The organism is Paracoccus jeotgali (genome assembly GCF_002865605.1).
Lineage (GTDB): Bacteria > Pseudomonadota > Alphaproteobacteria > Rhodobacterales > Rhodobacteraceae > Paracoccus > Paracoccus jeotgali.
In genome coordinates this window covers 277896-297109 of the sequence record NZ_CP025583.1, presented here as the reverse complement: position 1 = coordinate 297109, position 19214 = coordinate 277896, and the positions used below count along the sequence as shown (strand labels likewise).

Genomic DNA, 19214 nt, shown 5'->3' with positions numbered 1-19214 from the left:
GTTGGGCATGGCTGATCGTGACGGCAGGGCCGAGCTGCACCGGGCCGGACAGGGCAGCACCGGGCTGCTGGCCTGCGTCGCGCTGTTCTCGCTGACCGTCAACCTGCTGATGCTGACCGGCCCGCTGTTCATGCTGCAGACCTATGACCGCGTGCTGGTGTCGCACTCGGTCGAGACCCTCGCGGCGCTGTTTCTGCTGGTGGTGTTCCTGTTCATCATCCTCGGCATCGTCGATCTGGCGCGCGGCCGGATCATGCAACGCATCGCGCTGCGCTGGCAGGACCGATTGCAGGCGCGGGTCTTCGATGCGGCGCTGTCGCGGGGGCCGGACAACGCGCCCCCGCGCGGCGGCGTGCGCGATCTGGACGCGGTGCGCGGGCTGATCGCCTCTCCGGTGGCGCTGGCGGTGTTCGACCTGCCCTTTGCGCCGATCTATCTGGGCGCGGTCTTCGTGTTCCACCCGTTGCTAGGCGGCGTCGCCCTGATTGGCGGCGCGGTGCTGGTGCTGACGACATGGCTCAACCAGCTCGCCGGTCGCCGGGCGCTGCGCGAGTTGACCAGCGCCGGCCAATCCGCCGACCGCATGTCAGAGCTGTTCCGGCATGACGGCGAGCTGATCGCCGCGCTCGGGATGCGCGATGCGAGCCTGACGCGCTGGCTGCGCCTGCGCGACCGCGCGGCGGAAGCCGCCCTGCAAAGCGGCGATACCGGCCTGCTTTACGCCACCATCTCGCGCGGCTTCCGCATGTTCCTGCAAAGCGGGATGCTCGCGGTTGGCGCGTGGCTGGTCCTGCGCGGGCAGCTCAGCCCCGGCGCCATGATCGCGGCCTCGATCCTGATGGGCCGCGCCCTGCAGCCGGTCGAGGTGCTGGTCGCGCAATGGCCGCGCGTGCAGCGCGCGCAGGACGGCTGGCGCGATCTGGCGGCGCTGCTCTCGCGCTGCCCACAGGCCCCGGCGCGCACCGCCCTGCCCCGGCCCGTCGCGCGGCTCGAGATCGACCGCCTCGACGTTATCCCGCCGGGCCGGCGGCTGCCGACGCTGCGCGGGCTGGACCTGGTGCTGGAGCCGGGACAGGCGGTCGGCGTCATCGGCACCTCTGGCGCCGGCAAATCGACGCTGGCGCGCGCGGTGATCGGCGCTTGGCCGCAGGCGGCGGGGTCGATCCGCCTGGGTGGTGCCGCGCTGGATCAATATGCGCCCGATGCGCTGGGCCGGCTGATCGGCTATCTGCCGCAGCAGGTGACGCTGTTCGACGGCAGCGTGGCCGAGAACATCGCCCGGCTCGACCCGCAGCCGGATGCCGAGCGCGTCGTTCAGGCCGCCCGCGCCGCCGACGCCCACCAGATGATCCTCGACCTCTCGGACGGCTACGACACGCCGCTGTCGCAGGCGGGCGCGCAGCTGTCGGGCGGGCAGATCCAGCGGATCGGTCTGGCGCGGGCGCTCTACACCGACCCGGTGCTGCTGGTCCTGGACGAGCCCAACGCGAACCTCGACAATGAGGGCTCGATGGCGCTGAACAGCGCCATTCGGCGCCTCAAGGCGCAGGGCGGCGCGGTGATGATCATGGCGCATCGCCCGGCCGCGATTGCCGAATGCGACCTGCTGCTGGTGCTGGAACGCGGCGTGGTCCGGCGCTCTGGGCCGCGCGACGAGGTGCTGAAATCGGTGGTACAGAACGCGCAGGTGATCCGCAATGCGCGCATGGCCGGGGGTGTGGCATGAGCCGGGGCGCCACCGGTCGCGCGTCCGCGCGCGGGCCGCTGATCATGGGGCTGGCGGCGCTGTTCGTGCTGGTCGCGGGCTTCGGCGTCTGGGCCGCCAGCGCCCGCATCGCCGGCGCCATCGTCGCCAGCGGCCAGATCGAGGTCGAGCAGCATCGCCAGATCGTCCAGCATCCCGATGGCGGGGTGGTGGCGCAGATCCTCGTGCGCGATGGCCAGCCGGTCGAACAGGGCGAGGTGCTGATCCGCCTCGACGGCAGTCTGCTGCAGACCGAACTGACCATCATTGAGGGGCAGTATCACGAGGTTCTCGCCCGCCGTGGCCGGCTCGAGGCGGAACGCGACGGCAGCGCCGAGATCCGGTTTCCGGACCCGCTCACAGCCGCCGCGCGCGCAGACCCGCGCCTGCGCGACGTGCTCGCGGGGCAGGAGAGCCTGTTCGCGGCCCGTCTGCTGGGCTTTCAGCAGTCGCTGGACCAGCTTGCGATCCAGCTTGACCAGTTGACCAGCCAGATCGACGGGATCGACGCGCAGGCGGCTGCCGTCCGAACGCAGCGTGGCCTGATCGCGGAAGAACTGGCCAATCAGCGCAGCCTGCTAGACAAGGGGCTGGCCCAGATGCCGCGCATCCTGGCCTTGGAGCGAGAAGCGGCGGCCATCGAGGGACAGATCGGTGAGCTGCAGGCGCTGAAGGCGCAGGCCGAGGCGCGCAAGGCCGAGATCGCCATGACGCGGCTGCAGCGGCAGGGCGAGCGGCGCGAGCAGGCCGAGAGCGAGCTGCGCGACCTCGGCTATCGCGAGCTGGAACTGGCCGAGCGGCGTCAGGCGCTGCGCGACCGCATCGCGCGGCTGGACATCACCGCGCCGGTCGCCGGGATCGTGCATCAGTTGCAGATCACCACGCCCCGCGCCGTGCTGCGGCCCGCCGATCCGGTGCTGTATCTGGTGCCGCAGGACCGGCCTCTGGTCGTCGCGGCCCGCATCGCCGCGATCCACATCGACGAGGTGCGCCCGGGGCAGCCGGTCCGGCTGCATCTGCCCGGCTTCAACACCCGCCTCACGCCGCAGATCGAGGCGGTGGTCGATCGCATCTCGGCCGACGCGCTGACCGACGAGACGACGCGCGGCATCTTCTACCGCGCCGAGATCGCGATTTCGGCGGGCGGCGCTGGCGACCTGCCGCTGCTGCCCGGGATGCCGGTCGAGATCCACATCCAGACCGGCCTGCGCAGCCCTGCCGCCTATCTGCTGAAGCCGTTCACGGATTACTTTGCCCGTGCCATGCGTGAGAGTTGATCCCATGGCCGGCGGCAACCGGATCACAGTGCAACACGAACGCCCAATGGACGCTCAATCATCGCTTGCGGCCGATCCTGGGTTCGGTGCCGGCGCGCAGCCGCTCGATATTCTCGCGGTGGCGAAAGATCACCAATGCGGCCATGAAGGCCACCGCCGCCGCGATCAGGCTTTGGCCCATCGCCACCGCGATCAGCGGCGACGCCGTCGCCGCAATCAGCGCGGCGAGCGAACTGATCCGGAAGATCGCCGCCGCCACCAGCCAGATCGCGCAGCACATCAACCCCAGCGGCCACGACAGCGCGATCACCGTCCCGAGGAAGGTCGCCACCCCCTTGCCGCCGCGAAAGCCGAGCCAGACCGGAAAGCAATGTCCCAGGATCGCCCCCGCCCCGGCCAGCACCGCCGCGATGTCGCCGCCCAGCCAGCGGGCCAGCAGCACCGCGATCGCGCCCTTGCCGCTGTCCAGCAGCAGCGTCGCCAGCGCCGCGCCCTTGTGCCCGGTGCGCAGGACGTTCGTCGCACCGATATTGCCCGACCCGATCTGGCGCAGATCGCCCAGCCCCAGCAGCCGCGTGATCACGATGCCGAAGGGAATCGAGCCCAGCAGATACCCCGCAAACGCCCACAATGCCGCCATCATCCAAACACCCTCTCGCCGCCGACCCAGGTGCCCAGCACCCGCCCCTGCATCCGCGCCCCGTCAAAGGGCGTGTTCTTGGACTTCGACAGCAGCGCGAAGCGGTCGAGCACGAAGGGCGCGCCGGGATCGAACAGCACCAGATCGGCCGGCGCGTCCACCGCCAGCGTCCCGCCCGGCAGGCCCAGCCGGCGCGCGGGGTTCAGCGACAGCGCCCGGAACAGCTGCGCCAGCGTCAGCCCGTCCTGATGATGCAGCCGCAGCGCCGCCGGCAGCAGGGTCTGAAGCCCCACCGCCCCCGGCGCGGCCTCGGCATAGGGCAGGCGCTTCGATTCCTCGTCCTGCGGCGTGTGGAACGAGGCGATGACGTCGATCTCGCCCTCGGCCACGGCCCGGACCATTGCCGCCCGGTCATCTTCGGTCCGCAGCGGCGGGGTGAAGCGGAAAAAGGTCCGATAGCCGGCGACGTCGAACTCGTTCAGCGTCAGGTGATGGATCGAGACGCCCGCCGTGACGTCCAGCCCCGCCTTGCGCGCGCGGGCCAGAGCGGGCAAGGCCGCCGCCGTGGTGATCTGGTCGGCGTGATAGCGCCCGCCGGTCATCGCCACCAGGGCCAGATCACGCTCAAGGCCCATCAGCTCGGCCAGCGGCGAGACGTCGGGAATGCCGTAGAGCGAGGCGAATTTCCCCTTGGTCGCCGCCGCGCCGCGCGACAGGATCGGCTCTTGCGGGTGGCCGACGATCAGCGCGCCCAGCCCGCGCGCATAGGTCAGGCAGCGGCTCATCAGCCGCGTATCGGCGACCACGCGAACCCCGTCGGTGAAGGCCACGGCGCCCGCATCCAGCAGAAACGCCATCTCGACCATCTCGCGCCCCTCGCGGCGCCGGGTCAGCGCGGCCATGTGGCGGACGCGGACCGCCGCATCATCGGCGGCGCGGCGGATGACGAAGGAGAGCGCCTCGGGCGTGTCGAGCGGCGGGTTCGTGTCGGGCCGCACGACCATGGTGGTGATGCCGCCCGCCGCCGCCGCGCGCCCGGCGCTGGCATAGGATTCCTTGTGCCGCTCGCCCGGCTCACCGACCTTGACGCCCCAGTCGACGATCCCCGGCGCCAGACAGCGCCCGCCGCAATCGATCACCTTGGCCCCGTCGGGCGCGGCGCCGTCGCGGGCTGTGATGACACCGTCGCTGACCGTCAGGCTGCCCGGCGCATCGCGGTCCTGTTCGGGGTCGATCAGGCGCGCATTGTCGAAATGCAGGATCATCGAAAGCCTTCCTCTGGCGCGGTGGCGGCCCGGCCGGACTGGATCTGGCGCAGCAGCGTCATGACCCGGTCGGCCTCGGGGATGAAGTGGAACCCGGCGCGCTCGCGCCGGTCGATGGTCTCGGGACCGAAAAGCACGCTGGGCGGCTCGCTGGCGACATATTCGACCAGCGAGGCGGGGCCGATGGGCCAGCTTTTCAGCCGCCTGCCCTGGAACGGCAGGTCGGTCGCGACGATGGCCCGGCGGTCGGTCAGCGTGTACCAGCTGCGCGAGCGGGTGAACGAGGGCAGGATCAGCCGTTGCGCCACGTCCAGCACGCCCTTGCCCAGAAACAGCAGCCCGAACATGGCGAACAGCAGGCTCGCCTGCGCCGCCATCAGCATCCAGATCAGCGCGAAGCCCGACATCATCAGCCCCGGCGTCGCCGATTTGATCTCCGCCAGTCCGATATGCGGGCGGCTGTCGGGCTGGCCCTGCCACAGGATGCGCTCGCCCGGATCGAGGATGCCCTGCCAGCCCGGACCGGGCGTCTCGCCCGACAGGGTGGCGGTTCTAGACATATTGCCCACCGGCCGCCGCCAGCCCGCGCTCGGCGCGCAGGTTGCGCGCGAGCAGGTCCATCGCTGCCATGCGGACGGCGACGCCCATCTCGACCTGGTCCTGAATGACGCTGCGGTTGATGTCGTCGGCGATGGTGCCGTCGATCTCGACGCCGCGATTCATCGGGCCGGGATGCATGACGATGGCGTCGGGCGCGGCGCAGGCGAGCTTGTCCGCGTTCAGCCCCCAGCGGTGGTAATATTCCCGCTCGGACGGGATGAAGCCGCCATCCATCCGCTCGCGCTGCAGGCGCAGCATCATCACCACATCGGCGCCCTGCAGCCCCTCGCGCATGTCCTCATAGACCTCGCAGCCCAGTTCGGCGGCGCCGGCGGGCATCAGTGTGGCCGGGCCGATCAGGCGCAGGCGGCTTTCCATCTTGCCCAGCAGCAGCAGGTTCGAACGCGCGACCCGGCTATGCGCGATGTCGCCGCAGATCGCGACCGTCAGCCGGTGCAGCCGCCCCTTGGCGCGGCGGATGGTCAGCGCGTCCAGCAACGCCTGCGTCGGATGCTCGTGCCGCCCGTCGCCGGCGTTCAGCACGGCGCAATTCACCTTTTCCGCCAGCAGGTTGACCGCGCCGGATTGCGGGTGGCGCACGACCAGCAGATCGGGCCGCATGGCGTTCAGCGTCAGCGCGGTGTCGATCAGCGTCTCGCCCTTTTTCAGGCTGGATTGCGCCATCGACATGTTCATCACATCCGCCCCCAGCCGCATCCCGGCCAGCTCGAAGCTCGCCTGGGTGCGGGTCGAGTTCTCGAAGAACATGTTGATCTGCGTCATCCCCGCCAGCGCGTCCGCGCGCTTGATCGTGCGCCGGTTCAGCGCGACATAGCTGTCCGCCAGATCGAGGATCGAGGTGATGTCCGAGGGCGAAAGCGGTTCGATCCCCAGCAGATGTCGGGCGCGGAACGTCATCAGGAACCCCTTCGCTGGTCCGGTGCGGTTCCTCTATCGCAAACCGCGCGGGATGCGGCAAGTGCGGGCGGCGCGGGCCTTGCCGCAGCCATGCCCCGGCCCTAGGGTCGCGGCATGGAATCGCGTCTGACATGGCAGGGGGTCGAGATCGACGGCCCGACCGCGCTTGCGCTGCTTGAATGGCAGCGCGAGATGGGCGCGGATGAGGCGATGCTGGACGCAGCGCTCGACCGCACCGACCTGCCCGCGCCTGCCGCGGTGGCAGCGGCCCCGCCTGCGCCTGCTGCCCCGGCGGCGGGCGTGTCAGCCGCAGCGCAGGCCGCGCCGCCGGTCGGGGCGCAGCAAAGCCTGCTGGGTGATGACCATGCGGAGGCTTTGGCGCAGGCAGAGGCGCTGGCGGCCGGGGCGGCAACTCTGGACGCCCTCGCTGCCGCGCAGCAGGGCTTCGACGGGATCGAGTTGAAGCGCGGGGCGCGGAACTTCGTCTTTGCCGATGGACGGGCGGCGGCCCGCGTGATGATCCTGGGCGAGGCGCCGGGCGAAGAGGAGGACGCGCGCGGCCTGCCCTTTGTCGGGCGTGCCGGGCAGTTGCTGGACCAGATGTTCGCCGCCATCGGCATGGGCCGCGCCGATCCCGACGCGACGCGCGCGCTCTATGTCACCAATGTCATCAAATGGCGCCCGACCGGCAACCGCCGCCCCACGGCCGAGGAAATCGCGCTGTCCCTGCCCTTTCTGCGCCGGCAGGTCGAGCTTGCCGACCCCGAATTCCTGGTGCTGATGGGCAATACGCCCTGCGCCGCGGCATTGGGACGCGAGGGCATCCTGCGTCTGCGCGGCAATTGGACCACGGCGTTTGACCGCCCGGCGCTGCCGATGACGCATCCGGCCTATCTGCTGCGAAACCCGGTCGCCAAGCGCGAGTCCTGGGCGGACCTGCTGTCGCTGGCCGCGAAGCTGGGGCTTTAGAACAGGCTTCCCGCGCCGACTACGAGGCCGGGCCGAGCCGCCGGATCGCCTCGCGCCGACGCTGCGGTGCGGCGTCATTGGCGGCGTTCGGGGCGGCGGCGGGGGCCGGATCGGGCGGGGCGACGGGGAAGGTTTCGGGCGACGGATCGGCGGCGGTGTGGGCTGCGGGTTCAGACGGGTGCTCGGGTGGCCGAGCGGGGGCTGCTTGCGGCGCAGGTGCAGCGACCCAAGCGGGAGCGGCTGGCGCAGGCGCGGGTTCGGACACAGGCGCGGCAACCGGCTGCGGCGCGGGCTGCATCGGCATCGCCTGCGGCCAGTTCGGCGGTCCCGCCTGCGGCGCTGCCGGCGGCAGGTCAGCCGCGACCGGCGTCTCTAGCCGCGTCGCCCCGGACAGGCGGCGGATGCTGCCCGCGCCCTGCCGGGCAAGGCGGTCCATCGCCTCGGCGCTGCGGCGGGTGTTGTGGTAGATGCCGGTCACGATCAGCAGCGCGCCCATGACCGCGCTCACGGCCAACAGGCCCGGTGCGGCGACGTCCAGCACCGCCCGCCAGCCCGCCTCGCGCTGCGACAGCGCGTCGCGCAAGACGGCGCCCAGAGCGACCGCGGCGCCAAGCCACAGCAAGAACTCGACAATCTGGATGAGGCGGTGACGAAGCTGCGAAATCATGCCCGGATCAGTACGAATACTCGGCATAGATGCGAGTCAAATCTTCGTGCCAATCGCCGTGATAATGGTCCAGCAACTCATCCGCCGGGGTGCGCCCGGTCTCGACGCTTTCCTTCAGCGCATTCAGGAAATGCGTCTCGTCCGGCACCAGCCCGCCCGAGCCGGGACGCGCGCGCGCCTTCAGCCCGGCCTCGGCGATGGCCACGGCCTCGCGCGCCAGATCGTGCAGGCGCACGCCGCCCGCCTGCCCCTGCAACCCGTCGCGGGCGGCGGCACGGCGCAGCCCCTCGCGGGTTTCGGCGTCGAGGTTCTTCACCAGATCCAGCGCCGCATCCAGCGAGGTTTCGTCATACAGCAGCCCGACCCACAGCGCCGGCAGCGCGCAAAGCCGCCGCCACGGCCCGCCATCGGCGCCGCGCATTTCCAGATATTTCTTGACCCGCGCCTCGGGGAAGACGGTCGTCATGTGGTCGGCCCAGTCCGACAGCGTCGGCACCTCGCCCGGCAGCGCGGGCAGGCGGCCATTCATGAAGTCGCGGAAGCTCTGCCCCAGCGCGTTGATGTAGTTCCCGTCGCGATAGACGAAATACATCGGAACATCGAGGACATAGTCCACCCATGCCTCGTATCCGAAGCCCTCGTCGAAGACGAAGGGCAGCATCCCGGTGCGGGCGTCGTCGAGGTTCTGCCAGATATGGGCGCGCCAGGATTTCATGCCGTTGGGCTTGCCGTCCAGGAACGGCGAGTTCGCGAACAGCGCCGTCGCCACCGGTTGCAGCGCCAGGCTGGCGCGCAGCTTGCGGACCATGTCGGCTTCCGACGCGAAATCCAGGTTCACCTGCACCGTGCAGGTCCGGTACATCATCTGGGTGCCCAGCGTGCCGACCTGCCGCATATAGGGGGTCATCAGCGCGTAACGCCCCTTTGGCATCATCGGCATCTGCTCTTCGGACCAGATCGGCGCGGCGCCCAATCCGATGAAGCCCACGCCGATCTCGTCGGCGACCTGCTTGACCTCGGCCAGATGCTGGTTCACCTCGTCGCAGGTCTGGTGGATCGTTTCAAGCGGCGCGCCCGACAGCTCCAACTGCCCGCCCGGTTCCAGGCTGACATTCGCGTCGCCGCGCTGCAGGCCGATGATCTTGTCCTGTTCCAGCACCGGCTGCCAGCCAAAGCGCTGCTGCAGCCCTTCCAGCACCGCCTTGACCGAGCGCGGCCCGTCATAGGGAAGCGGCAGAAGGTTGTCGCGGCAATAGCCGAATTTCTCGTGCTCGGTGCCAATGCGCCAATCCTCGCGGGGCTTTTCGCCGGACGCGATGTATTCGGCAAGCTGCTCGCGCCGTTCGATCGGGCCGCCGCCCTGCTGGGGTATGGACATATCAGGCCCTTTGCTAATGACCCGAGACAGGTGGCTTGGCGCGCCGGTTAAGTCAACCCGGCTTGGCCGTCCACACGATCCGCAGCGACGGCCCGCCCTTTTGCGACAGCGCGGCCGAGACATGGCCCAGATCCAGCCCCGGCAGTTGCGCGAAGGCATCGGCAAGCTGATCGGCGCCGCGCGCATCGACCGGCACCAGCAGCGCCTGGCCGTCGCGGGTGCGCAGCCGCCAATGGTCGCGGCCGTCCAGCCGCAGCAGCCGGATCTCGACCAGATCGCGCAGCGCGATGGTGCCGCCAAGGGCGCGGGCGGCGTAATAGCGGATCGCGCCCTCATCGACCTCGAGCACGCCGGGCGCACCGATATCGCGGCGAAAGGCCAGCCGCCGCCAGCTGCCCACTGCCCAGACGGCGGCGCTGAGGGTGACGACTAGCCCCATCCCGCCCAGCAGCCAACCGCCCCGAGTGGCGATCCACAGCCCCAGCAGGATGCCGGCGATCGCGCTGAGAAGCTCGCGCCGCGGCATCAGCCAGCGCCGCAATTCGGGGCGGATCATGCCGGCCGGTCCCAGCGCGACAGCGCGGCCTCGTCGGCGTCTTTGGCCTCGACCCAGTCGCCGGGGCCGTCGGGGCCGATCTCGCGTTTCCAGAAGGGCGCGCGGGATTTCAGATAGTCCATCAGGAACTCCGCCGCGGCGAAGGCGTCGGCGCGGTGGCGGGCGGCGGTGGCCACCATCATGATCGGCGCGCCCACCGGCAGCCGGCCGTGGCGGTGGATCACCGCGCAGTCGATCAGCGACCAGCGTTCGACCGCGCGGCGGGCGATGTCGGTCACGGCTTTTTCGGTCATGCCGGGATAGTGTTCCAGTTCCAGCGCGGTCATGCGGCCGGTGTCGTCGCGGACCAGCCCCGAAAAGGTCACGATGGCCCCGGCGCCGGTGCCGAAGCCCTGCAGCACCGTCGCCAGGTCGAAGGCCTCGGTCTGGATGCGGATCAGCATCGCCTTAGCCGCCCGTCATCGGCGGAAAGAACGCCACCTCGCGGACATCGGACAGCGGGTGATCCAGATCGACCATCTCCTGATCGGCCGCGACGCGCACCGCCGACAGGTCGGACAGCGCGGCGGCGTGACGCTCGTTTCCCGCGACCAGCTCGGCCACGAGGTCGCGGATGGTCGGCGCGGCGGTCTCGACCCGTTCTTTCGCGCTTCCGATCCGCTCGCGGATCCAGGCAAAATACAGCACATCCAGAGTCATTTCGGCCCCCTCAGAAACGGCATCGCCTTGCGAAAATAATCCCAGCCGGTCCATGCCGTCAGACCGGCGGCCAGCCAGATCAGCACCAGCCCGGCGAAGGTCGCCAGATCGGCCCAGGTCGTGCCGCCAGGCAGCGCGGTTTCCCCCACGCGCGGCGGCCGCCCATGTTCGACGAAGGCCAGCCCGGTGCCCAGAAACAGCACCGAGATCGCCACCATCTGCGTCGTCGTCTTCCACTTGGCCACGCGCGTCACCGCAAGCTGAGTCGCCCGGTCGCCCAGCGACTCGCGCAGGCCCGAGACGAAGACCTCGCGAAACAGGATCAGCGTCGCGGGCAGGATCAGCCACGGGTTCATCCCCGAATAGCCGGTGATGACGACCAGCGCGATGACCACCATCGCCTTGTCCGCGATCGGGTCCATCGCCGCGCCGAAATGGCTTTGCTGGTTCCAGGCCCGCGCCAGGTAGCCGTCGAACCAGTCGGTGATCGCCGCCAGCAGAAACAGCGTCAGCGCCGCCCAATCGGCCCAGGGCCGGTGGAAATACAGGAACATGACCGGAACGCCGGGCGCGGCCAGCAGCCGCATGATGGTCAGGATGTTGGGCACGTTCCATTGCATGGCACTAACCTAGTCCGTGGCGGTGACGGCGGAAAGGGGCGAGACGCGCGGCAAACCGCCCCGCGCCGGGAAATCGGCTCTCCGGCCGCTATTGCAGGTCGGCAAACGCCGCCTTCAGCCGCGCCACCGCGCGTTCGACATTGGCGCGGGGCGTGGCGAGGTTGAAGCGCATGAAGCTTTCGCCGCCCAGACCGAAGCTGCTGCCGTTATTGGCCGCGATCCGCGCGTCGCGGGTCAAGCGCTGACGGAACTCGGGCGCGGCCATGCCGGTGCCTTCGAAATCGACCCAGGCCAGATAGGTCGCCTGCAGCGGCATCGAGCGCAGCCCGGGAATCTGGGCGATGCCTTCATCGAACAGGCGGCGGTTGGCGTCCAGATAGGGGATCAGCGCGTCCAGCCATGCGGCACCTTCGGGCGAATAGGCGGCGGTCGCCATGTCGATCCCGAACATTCCCGTCGAAAGCCCCATCCCTGCCATCTGCGCGGTATAGGCTGCGCGCAATTTGGGGTCGCTGATGATCGCATTGCCGACATGGGCGCCGGCGATGTTGAAGGTCTTCGTCGCCGCCGTCAGCGTGATCAGCCGGTCCGCGATGTCGGGCGCGGCCAGCGCCGTGACCGTGTGTTGATGGCCCGGCATCACCAGATCGTGATGAATCTCGTCACTGACCAGCACCAGATCATGCTGCTTGCAGAAATCCGCGACCTGCCGCAGTTCCTCTGGCGTCCAGACCCGGCCGCCGGGGTTGTGGGGGCTGCACAGGATCAGCATCCGCTCGCGCCCGGTCAGCAGGCTTTCCCATGCGGACCAGTCCATCGCGTAATGCTCGCCCTCGCGGCGCAGCGGAAACTCGGCCACTTCACGGCCCTGGGCGCGGATGATTCGGGCAAAGGCGTGATAGACCGGCGTCATCAGGATCACCCGGTCGCCCGGCTGGGTGAAGGCCGCGACGGCCAGCGCGGTGCCGTTGACCAGCCCCAGCGCGGTCACGATCCAGTCGGGATCGACCCGCCAGCCGTGGCGGTTTTCCATCCACCAGCGGATGCTGGGCAGGTAATCGGGGTGCTGCGCGGGATAGCCATAGATGCCATGCGCGGCGCAACGCTCGACCGCTTGCTGGACGCTGTGCGGGGGGCGGAAATCCATGTCGGCGATCCACATGGCCAGACCGTCATCGGGGCTGACGCCGCAGGCAGCCTGCATGTCGTCCCATTTGGTGCAGTTGGTGCCGTGCCGGTCGATGATCTCGTCGAAATCGGGTGTGGTCATGTGATGCCTCCTGTCCGGGGCATGGATAGGCGCCTTATTGCGCCGCGCCAAGCCTTCGCCTAGATCACCGTCATGACAATACGACCGATCATCCTGCATCCCGATCCGCGCCTGAAAAAGGCCTGCGCCCCCGTGGACCGCGTCACGCCCGAGATCGAGAAACTGGCCGCCGACATGCTGGCCACCATGTATGACGCGCCGGGCGTCGGCCTGGCTGCGCCGCAGGTGGGCGTGCTGCGCCGGCTGTTCGTGATGGACGCGCAGCGCGACCCCGAGGCCGAGCCGCGCCCGACGGTGATGATCAACCCCGAGATCACATGGAAGTCGGACGAGCTGAACGTCTACGAGGAAGGCTGCCTGTCCATCCCCGAGCAATATGCCGAGGTGACCCGCCCGGCGCAGGTTCGCGTCGCGTGGCTGGGTCTGGACGGCAAGCAGCACAGCGACGAGTTCGACGGGCTGTGGGCGACCTGCGCCCAGCACGAGATCGACCATCTCGACGGGGTGCTGTTCATCGACCATATCAGCGCCGTCCGCCGCCAGATGATCACCCGCCGCATGATCAAGCTGAAGCGCGAACGCGCCCGCGATCCGGATTAGCGCGGTGAGCGTCCGCGCCTTCCTTCCCTATTCCGACCGCCGGCTGCATCAGCCGGCCGAACCGGTCGAGGCGGTGACCGAGACGGTGCGGATGATCTGGGACGACATGATCGACACGATGGAGGCGATGCCCGGCGTGGGCCTGGCCGCGCCGCAGATCGGGATCATGCTGCGGCTGGCGGTGGTCGACGCCTCGGACAAGCGCGGGCAGGCGGTGCGGATGGCCAACCCCGAGATCCTGCACGAATCGGTCAAGCTGCGCGACCATGACGAGGCGAGCCCGAACCTGCCCGGCGTGTCGGCGCGGATCTCGCGACCACGGGCGGTGACGGTGCGGTTCCTGAACGACCGGGGCGAGGTCGAGGATCGCGATTTCGTCGGGCTGTGGGCGACCTCGGTCCAGCATCAGATCGACCATCTGAACGGGCGGCTCTATGTCGACCACCTGTCGCCCCTGCGGCGCAAGATGCTGGTCGCGAAATCGGCGAAGCTGTCCCGGCGTGGCTGAGGCAGCCGAGTATTTGGGCAAAGAAGAAGGCAGGGCGATGCGCGTGATCTTCATGGGAACGCCGGAGTTTTCGATGCCGGCGCTGCGCCAGATCGCCGCCCGGCACGAGGTGGTCGCGGTCTACACCCAGCCGCCGCGCGAGGCCGGGCGCGGGCAGAAGCCCCGTCCCGCGCCCGTGCATCGGGTGGCCGAGGAGTTGGGTCTGCCGGTGCGCCATCCGCGCAGCCTGAAGGATGCCGAGGCGCAGGAAGCCTTCGCCGCTCTGGGCGCCGATGTGGCGGTGGTGGTGGCCTATGGGCTGATCCTGCCGCTGCCGGTGTTGCAGGCGCCGCGGCTGGGGTGTCTGAACATCCACGCCTCGATCCTGCCGCGCTGGCGGGGGGCGGCGCCGATCCACCGCGCGATCATGGAAGGGGATCGTGAGACCGGCGTGGCGATCATGCAGATGGAGGCGGGGCTGGACACCGGCCCGGTGCTGGCCGAGGCGCGGACGCAGATCGGGGCCGAGGACACCACCGCCGATCTGCATGACCGGCTGGCGCAGATGGGGGCCGGGCTGATCGTCGATGTGCTGGCGCGTCTGCCGCTGCCGGCGGTGCCGCAGCCGGAAGACGGGGTGACCTATGCCGCCAAGATCGACAAGGCCGAGGCGCGGATCGACTGGACGCAGCCCGCGCCGGTGATCGACCGGCTGATCCGCGGGCTGTCACCCTTTCCCGGCGCCTGGTGCGAAATCGGAGGCGAGCGGGTGAAGCTGTTGCGCTCGGTCGTGATAGACGGATCGGGGGAGCCGGGGCAGGTCCTGCAGGGCTTTGACATTGCCTGCGGCGAGGGGGCTGTCCGGGTGCTGGAGGCGCAGCGGCAGGGCAAGCGGCCGATGCTGGCCAGCGAGTTCCTGCGCGGCATGACCCTGCCCGAGCGGCTGGCGTGATGCTTGCGCTGCGGGTCTGCCCGACGTAAAAGGGCAGCGATGCGGGTGTAGCTCAATGGTAGAGCAGCAGCCTTCCAAGCTGAATACGTGGGTTCGATTCCCATCACCCGCTCCAAACCTCTGCCCTTGTCAGAATTGCACCGCCAGGGCCGTGGAACGATTCCGCTCCCGCAGCCGTTTTGCCTGTCAACCGGTTCAGGGGTGGGCGCATGGCGGCACGGGCGGTCTGGAAGGGCGTGTTGAAGATCGCCGAGGTGAGTTGTCCGGTGGCGCTTTACACCGCGACCTCGACCTCGGACCGGGTGTCGTTTCACACGCTGAACCGCGCGACGGGGAACCGGGTGCGGCGCCAATATGTCGACAGCGACACCGGCAAGCCGGTCGAGCGTGACGATCAGGTCAAGGGTTACGAGGTCGCGCCGGGCGAATACGTCGTGCTGACCCCGGAGGAGGTCGCCTCGGCCGTGCCGGACAGCGACAAGGCGTTGAATGTCAGCAGCTTTATCCCTTGCGCGCAGGTCGACAACCTGTATCTGGACAAGCCCTATTACGTGCTGCCCTCGGACCCCAGCGGGCACGAGGCGTTCGCGCTGATCCGCGAGGGGATGCGCAAGAAGAACGTCGCGGCGCTGGCCCGGACGGTGCTGTTCCGGCGCTGCCGCACGGTGCTGGTGCGCCCGCATGGTGACGGGCTGATCGCGACGACGCTGAACTTCGACTATGAGGTGCGCTCGGCCGAAGAGGCGTTCGACGATGTGCCCGACCTCAAGCTGAGCGGCGAGATGCTGGATCTGGCCGAACATATCATCGACACCAAGCGCGGCAGTTTCGATCCGGCCGATTTCGACGACCGCTATGATGCCGCCCTCGCCGAGCTGGTGAAGGCCAAGATCGAGGGGCGCAAGATCGCTGCGCCCAAGCGGGCGGCGCCGTCGAATGTCGTCGATCTGATGCAGGCGCTGCGGAAAAGCGCGGGCGCTGCGGGCAAGGGCAAGGCCAAGCCGCGCAAGACCAAAGCGGCGGCCAGGACTCCGGCCAAGGGCAAGACCAAGAAGGCCGGTTGATCATGGCAAAGCTGGACCCCTATCGCCGCAAGCGCGACTTCACCATCACCTCGGAACCCGAGGGGAAGGTCGCGCAGACGCCTGGGCGGTCCTTCGTGATCCAGAAACACGCCGCCCGGCGGCTGCACTACGATTTCCGGCTGGAAATGGACGGGGTGCTGAAAAGCTGGGCCGTGACCAAGGGTCCAAGCCTCGTGCCCGGCGCAAAGCGGCTCGCGGTCCATGTCGAGGATCATCCGCTGGATTATGGCGGTTTTGAGGGCAACATCCCAAAGGGGCAATATGGCGGCGGCGCGGTCATCCTGTGGGACCGGGGTCAGTGGCAGCCGCTGGGCGACGCGGACAAGGGCTATGCCAAGGGGCATCTGGAATTCGAATTGCAGGGCGAGAAGCTGACCGGGCGTTGGCACCTGGTGCGGATGCAGAAGAAGCCCAATGAGAAGCGCGAGAACTGGCTGCTGATCAAAGCCGATGACGAGGCCGCCCGCGGCGAGGATGCGCCGGACATTCTGGAAGAGCGGCCCGAGTCGGTGGCAAGCGGCCGCAGCGTCGAAGAGGTCGCGGCCGAGGCCGAGAAAGGCGCGGCGCCGAAGCGCAAGCCAAAGGCCAAAGCCGCCAAGGCCAAGCCCGCGCCCGACATGGACGGCGCGAAGAAGGCGAAGATGCCGGATTTCGTCCAGCCCGCGCTCGCCACCCTTCGCGCCAAGGCGCCCGAGGGCGAGGGCTGGATACACGAGATCAAGTTCGACGGCTATCGCCTGCAGGCCCATATCGCCGAGGGTCAGGTCAAGCTGCTGACCCGCAGCGGGCTCGACTGGACCGACCGCTTCGGCGACGGGTTGATCGCGGCGCTGAAGGCCCTGCCCGTCACCACCGCGCTGATCGATGGCGAGGTGGTGGTCGAGGGGGGCAACAGCGCCTCGAGCTTTTCCGCGCTGCAGGCGGATCTGAGCGAGGGGCGGACCGACCGCTTTGTCTTCTATGCTTTCGACCTGATGTATCTGGACGGCTTCGACCTGCGGCAAGCCGCGCTGCAGACGCGCAAATCGCGGCTGGCGGCGATCCTGCCCGATCAGGGGCCGGTGCGGTTCAGCAGCGATTTCACCGAAAGCGGCGACCTGGTGCTGCGCCATGCCTGCCGGCTGAGCCTCGAAGGGATCGTGTCCAAGCGGCTGGACGCGCCCTATCGCTCGGGTCGCGGGAAAAGCTGGATCAAGTCGAAATGCTCGGACCGGCAGGAGTTCGTGGTGGGGGGCTATGTGCCCTCGTCGGCCACGGACAAGGCCATCGGCTCGCTGGTGCTGGGGGTTTACCGCGACGGGGCGCTGCACCATGTCGGCCGGGTCGGGACCGGGTTCAAGGCGCAGGTCGCGCGCGATCTGTTCCGGCAGTTGCAGGCGCTGGAAACGCCCGACAGCCCCTTTGCCGACAAGTTGGACGCGACGCAGCGGCGCGGCGTCCAGTTCGTCCAGCCGAAGCTGGTGGCCGAGGTCGAGTTCCGCGCCTGGACCGCCGACGGGCATCTGCGCCACGCCTCGTTTCGGGGGCTGCGCGAGGACAAGCCGGCGACCGAGGTGGTGCAGGAATCGCAGCGCAAGACCCCTGAGGCGCCGCGCCGACGGGTGACGCTGACCCATCCCGACCGCATCTATTGGCCCGAGGCCGGGGTCACGAAAGAGGGGTTGGCGGATTATTATACCGACGTTTGGCCCTATATGGCGCCGTTGGTGGTGGGCCGCCCGCTGGCCTTGGTGCGCGCGCCCAGTGGCATCACCGGGCAGCGGTTTTTCCAGAAGCACGCGCGCAGCGGGCTGAACAAGCATGTGCGGCAGGTCACGGATCCCAAGGACAAGGGCGGCGAAAAGCTGATCTCGATCGACGATCTGGACGGGCTGATCGGTCTGGTCCAGTCGGGCGCGCTGGAAATCCACCCCTGGGGCGCGATGAACGCCAATCTGGACAAGCCCGACAGCCTGACGATGGACCTCGATCCCGGCGAGGGGGTGGGCTGGCAGGCAGTGATCGACGCCGCGCAAGAGGTGCGGGCGCGGCTGCAGGCGGCGGGGCTGAACTGTTTCGTCAAGACCTCGGGCGGGAAAGGGCTGCATGTGGTGGCACCGCTGAAGCCCAAGGCGTCGTGGACGGCGCTGAAGGCGTTCACCAAGGCCATCGCCGCGCAGATGGCGGCCGACGAGCCGGAGCGCTTTGTCGCGACGATCACGAAATCCAAGCGCAAGGGCCGCATCCTGATCGACTATCTGCGCAACCAGCGGGGCGCGACCACCGTCGCCGCCTATTCCAGCCGCGCCCGCGAAGGCGCGCCGGTCTCGATGCCGCTGGCGTGGGAAGAGTTGAGCCCCCAGATCGGGCCGGATCACTTCACCGTGCTGAACGCCACCGCCCGCCTGAACGGGCTGGTGGCCGATCCGTGGCAGGATTTTCTGGCTGCTGCCGTGCCGCTGCCTGCGGGCAAGGGGAAAGCTGACTGACCGGTAATCGAGATCAATCGGCGTGACCTGCCGCTGACCCTTAGCACAAGGCGGCTGATCTGCCGCTGACCGGTAACGGTTGCTGACCGGCTGCCGGACACGGGGGGCAAACAACCCTGTCCTGCCGCTGCTGACGCGACCGGGTGGCGGCGCTGATCTGCCGCTGCACCACGAAACCTATCGGCTATTTCCCCCGCTCGGCAGCAAGGCTTTTCTTCAGCGCATCCACGATGTTCACGACATTGCCGCGCTCGGCTTCCGGCTCTGCCTTGGTCTTCTTGCCGGGCTTCTTGCGCGCCTTCTTCTTGGCGGCGATGATCTCGGCCAGGTTTTCCTGCACCGGATCGCTGACCATGTCGGGGGACCACTCGCCGGTCTTCTGCCCGATCAGCTTGGTCACCATCTTCATCAGCGAGGGCGCGGGCGTCTGGGTGTCGAGCTTGCCGAAATACTCGGCCTCGTCGCGGACCTCGTCGCCATAGCGCAGCGTCCACAGCACGATCCCCTTGCCGCGTGGCTTCAGCATCACCGCCCGCTCGCGCCGATACATCACCAGCCGCGAGATGCCCACTGTGCCCGTCGCCTGCATGGCGTCGCGGATGACGGCGAAGGCCTCGGCCCCGACCTCGTCGCCTGGCATCAGGTAATGCGGCTTGTCATACCAGACCCAGGCGATGGAATCCGCCTCGACGAATTTCTCGATATTGATGGTCCGGGTGCTGTCCAGCGCCACCGCCTCGATCTCGTCATCCTCGAGCATGACATAGTCGTCCTCGGACCGGGGATAGCCCCTGACCTCGTCGCTGTCCTTGACCGGCTTGCCGGTCACCGCATCGACATACTGGCTGGCGATGCGGTTGCCGGTCTTGGCGTTCAGCGTGTGAAAACGGATCTTGTCGGCGTCCGAGGTGGCCGGCATCATCGTCACCGGACAGGTCACCAGCGACAGCTTGAGATAGCCTTTCCAATAGACGCGCGGTGCCATGTTTTTTCCTGTGCCCGTCTTTTCCTGTGCAGCT

The 19214-nt window shown here is 68.8% G+C and carries 20 protein-coding genes and 1 tRNA gene; 9 read left to right on the top strand and 12 right to left on the bottom strand.

Annotation, left to right across the window (positions count from 1 at the left end; all coding sequences use genetic code 11):
* Window positions 1–7: 7 nt before the first annotated feature.
* Entirely contained in the window at window positions 8–1726 is a 1719-nt protein-coding gene (locus CYR75_RS01525; protein ID WP_101498529.1) for a type I secretion system permease/ATPase, read from the top strand.
* A complete protein-coding gene (locus tag CYR75_RS01520; protein ID WP_101498528.1) occupies window positions 1723–3021 on the top strand; it encodes an HlyD family type I secretion periplasmic adaptor subunit in 1299 nt (432 codons plus the stop codon). Before CYR75_RS01525 ends, CYR75_RS01520 begins: the two co-directional genes overlap by 4 nt.
* 58 nt (window positions 3022–3079) lie before the next feature.
* On the opposite strand, the gene plsY is transcribed toward CYR75_RS01520, so the two are convergent.
* From plsY to CYR75_RS01500, 4 genes are read right to left on the bottom strand one after another with little or no spacing between them, the layout of a single operon-like run.
* Entirely contained in the window at window positions 3080–3664 is a 585-nt protein-coding gene (plsY, locus tag CYR75_RS01515) for a glycerol-3-phosphate 1-O-acyltransferase PlsY (protein WP_101498527.1), read from the bottom strand.
* The gene (pyrC, locus tag CYR75_RS01510; RefSeq protein WP_101498526.1) at window positions 3661–4926 is read right to left on the bottom strand and encodes a dihydroorotase; all 1266 of its coding nucleotides are present in this window, start codon (window positions 4924–4926) and stop codon (window positions 3661–3663) included. Before pyrC ends, plsY begins: the two co-directional genes overlap by 4 nt.
* Window positions 4923–5486 carry an aspartate carbamoyltransferase catalytic subunit gene (locus CYR75_RS01505; protein WP_101498525.1) on the bottom strand — a complete coding sequence of 188 codons (564 nt, stop codon included), beginning with the start codon at window positions 5484–5486 and terminating at the stop codon, window positions 4923–4925. The genes pyrC and CYR75_RS01505 overlap by 4 nt, the downstream gene beginning before the upstream one ends.
* Window positions 5479–6444 carry an aspartate carbamoyltransferase catalytic subunit gene (locus tag CYR75_RS01500; protein WP_101498524.1) on the bottom strand — a complete coding sequence of 322 codons (966 nt, stop codon included), beginning with the start codon at window positions 6442–6444 and terminating at the stop codon, window positions 5479–5481. Before CYR75_RS01500 ends, CYR75_RS01505 begins: the two co-directional genes overlap by 8 nt.
* 114 nt (window positions 6445–6558) lie before the next feature.
* Between CYR75_RS01500 and CYR75_RS01495 the strand changes: the two genes are divergently transcribed.
* Window positions 6559–7413: a uracil-DNA glycosylase gene (locus tag CYR75_RS01495; protein WP_101498523.1), complete on the top strand. Its 855-nt coding sequence runs from the start codon at window positions 6559–6561 to the stop codon at window positions 7411–7413.
* A 19-nt stretch (window positions 7414–7432) separates the two neighbouring features.
* Here CYR75_RS01495 and CYR75_RS15925 read toward each other — a convergent pair whose 3' ends face one another.
* The 7 genes from CYR75_RS15925 to CYR75_RS01460 all read right to left on the bottom strand — a co-directional run bounded on the left by CYR75_RS15925 (window position 7433) and on the right by CYR75_RS01460 (window position 12603).
* The gene (locus tag CYR75_RS15925) at window positions 7433–8080 is read right to left on the bottom strand and encodes a hypothetical protein (protein WP_158644552.1); all 648 of its coding nucleotides are present in this window, start codon (window positions 8078–8080) and stop codon (window positions 7433–7435) included.
* A 7-nt stretch (window positions 8081–8087) separates the two neighbouring features.
* Window positions 8088–9458 carry a glutamate--cysteine ligase gene (locus CYR75_RS01485; protein ID WP_101498521.1) on the bottom strand — a complete coding sequence of 457 codons (1371 nt, stop codon included), beginning with the start codon at window positions 9456–9458 and terminating at the stop codon, window positions 8088–8090.
* Window positions 9459–9510: 52 nt separating this feature from the next.
* Entirely contained in the window at window positions 9511–10014 is a 504-nt protein-coding gene (locus CYR75_RS01480) for a hypothetical protein (RefSeq protein ID WP_101498520.1), read from the bottom strand.
* Window positions 10011–10457 carry a molybdenum cofactor biosynthesis protein MoaE gene (locus CYR75_RS01475; RefSeq protein ID WP_101498519.1) on the bottom strand — a complete coding sequence of 149 codons (447 nt, stop codon included), beginning with the start codon at window positions 10455–10457 and terminating at the stop codon, window positions 10011–10013. Before CYR75_RS01475 ends, CYR75_RS01480 begins: the two co-directional genes overlap by 4 nt.
* Window positions 10458–10461: 4 nt before the next feature.
* Window positions 10462–10707, bottom strand: coding sequence for a molybdopterin converting factor subunit 1 (moaD, locus tag CYR75_RS01470; protein ID WP_101500803.1), 246 nt, complete (start codon window positions 10705–10707; stop codon window positions 10462–10464).
* A 2-nt stretch (window positions 10708–10709) separates the two neighbouring features.
* Window positions 10710–11333, bottom strand: coding sequence for a CDP-diacylglycerol--glycerol-3-phosphate 3-phosphatidyltransferase (pgsA, locus tag CYR75_RS01465; protein WP_101498518.1), 624 nt, complete (start codon window positions 11331–11333; stop codon window positions 10710–10712).
* 88 nt (window positions 11334–11421) lie between these two features.
* Window positions 11422–12603, bottom strand: coding sequence for a MalY/PatB family protein (locus tag CYR75_RS01460; protein ID WP_101498517.1), 1182 nt, complete (start codon window positions 12601–12603; stop codon window positions 11422–11424).
* A gap of 72 nt (window positions 12604–12675) precedes the next feature.
* Here CYR75_RS01460 and def (CYR75_RS01455) point away from each other — a divergent pair, with 72 nt between their 5' ends.
* From def (CYR75_RS01455) to ligD, 6 genes are all read left to right on the top strand, one after another.
* Window positions 12676–13203, top strand: coding sequence for a peptide deformylase (def, locus tag CYR75_RS01455; protein ID WP_101498516.1), 528 nt, complete (start codon window positions 12676–12678; stop codon window positions 13201–13203).
* 4 nt (window positions 13204–13207) lie between these two features.
* Window positions 13208–13711, top strand: a complete 504-nt coding sequence (def, locus tag CYR75_RS01450; RefSeq protein WP_101498515.1) for a peptide deformylase — start codon at window positions 13208–13210, stop codon at window positions 13709–13711.
* Between the two features lie 37 nt (window positions 13712–13748).
* Entirely contained in the window at window positions 13749–14642 is an 894-nt protein-coding gene (gene fmt, locus CYR75_RS01445; RefSeq protein WP_101498514.1) for a methionyl-tRNA formyltransferase, read from the top strand.
* A gap of 41 nt (window positions 14643–14683) precedes the next feature.
* Window positions 14684–14757, top strand: a tRNA-Gly gene (locus CYR75_RS01440).
* 94 nt (window positions 14758–14851) lie between these two features.
* Entirely contained in the window at window positions 14852–15706 is an 855-nt protein-coding gene (gene ku, locus CYR75_RS01435; protein ID WP_101498513.1) for a non-homologous end joining protein Ku, read from the top strand.
* Between the two features lie 2 nt (window positions 15707–15708).
* Entirely contained in the window at window positions 15709–18195 is a 2487-nt protein-coding gene (gene ligD, locus CYR75_RS01430) for a DNA ligase D (protein ID WP_101498512.1), read from the top strand.
* Between the two features lie 184 nt (window positions 18196–18379).
* Here the strand turns inward: ligD and ku (CYR75_RS01425) are convergent, their stop codons facing one another.
* Window positions 18380–19180: a non-homologous end joining protein Ku gene (gene ku / locus CYR75_RS01425; RefSeq protein WP_101498511.1), complete on the bottom strand. Its 801-nt coding sequence runs from the start codon at window positions 19178–19180 to the stop codon at window positions 18380–18382.
* Window positions 19181–19214: the final 34 nt, after the last annotated feature.

Excerpts from the sequence above, each read along its gene's own strand:
- CYR75_RS01525 (WP_101498529.1), top strand. The coding sequence starts at position 8 with ATGGCTGATCGTGACGGCAGGGCCGAGCTGCACCGGGCCGGACAGGGC.
- CYR75_RS01520 (WP_101498528.1), top strand. The coding sequence starts at position 1,723 with ATGAGCCGGGGCGCCACCGGTCGCGCGTCCGCGCGCGGGCCGCTGATC.
- plsY (WP_101498527.1), bottom strand. The coding sequence starts at position 3,664 with ATGATGGCGGCATTGTGGGCGTTTGCGGGGTATCTGCTGGGCTCGATT.
- pyrC (WP_101498526.1), bottom strand. The coding sequence starts at position 4,926 with ATGATCCTGCATTTCGACAATGCGCGCCTGATCGACCCCGAACAGGAC.
- CYR75_RS01505 (WP_101498525.1), bottom strand. The coding sequence starts at position 5,486 with ATGTCTAGAACCGCCACCCTGTCGGGCGAGACGCCCGGTCCGGGCTGG.
- CYR75_RS01500 (WP_101498524.1), bottom strand. The coding sequence starts at position 6,444 with ATGACGTTCCGCGCCCGACATCTGCTGGGGATCGAACCGCTTTCGCCC.
- CYR75_RS01495 (WP_101498523.1), top strand. The coding sequence starts at position 6,559 with ATGGAATCGCGTCTGACATGGCAGGGGGTCGAGATCGACGGCCCGACC.
- CYR75_RS15925 (WP_158644552.1), bottom strand. The coding sequence starts at position 8,080 with ATGATTTCGCAGCTTCGTCACCGCCTCATCCAGATTGTCGAGTTCTTG.
- CYR75_RS01485 (WP_101498521.1), bottom strand. The coding sequence starts at position 9,458 with ATGTCCATACCCCAGCAGGGCGGCGGCCCGATCGAACGGCGCGAGCAG.
- CYR75_RS01480 (WP_101498520.1), bottom strand. The coding sequence starts at position 10,014 with ATGATCCGCCCCGAATTGCGGCGCTGGCTGATGCCGCGGCGCGAGCTT.
- CYR75_RS01475 (WP_101498519.1), bottom strand. The coding sequence starts at position 10,457 with ATGCTGATCCGCATCCAGACCGAGGCCTTCGACCTGGCGACGGTGCTG.
- pgsA (WP_101498518.1), bottom strand. The coding sequence starts at position 11,333 with ATGCAATGGAACGTGCCCAACATCCTGACCATCATGCGGCTGCTGGCC.
- CYR75_RS01460 (WP_101498517.1), bottom strand. The coding sequence starts at position 12,603 with ATGACCACACCCGATTTCGACGAGATCATCGACCGGCACGGCACCAAC.
- def (WP_101498516.1), top strand. The coding sequence starts at position 12,676 with ATGACAATACGACCGATCATCCTGCATCCCGATCCGCGCCTGAAAAAG.
- fmt (WP_101498514.1), top strand. The coding sequence starts at position 13,749 with ATGCGCGTGATCTTCATGGGAACGCCGGAGTTTTCGATGCCGGCGCTG.
- ku (WP_101498513.1), top strand. The coding sequence starts at position 14,852 with ATGGCGGCACGGGCGGTCTGGAAGGGCGTGTTGAAGATCGCCGAGGTG.
- ligD (WP_101498512.1), top strand. The coding sequence starts at position 15,709 with ATGGCAAAGCTGGACCCCTATCGCCGCAAGCGCGACTTCACCATCACC.
- ku (WP_101498511.1), bottom strand. The coding sequence starts at position 19,180 with ATGGCACCGCGCGTCTATTGGAAAGGCTATCTCAAGCTGTCGCTGGTG.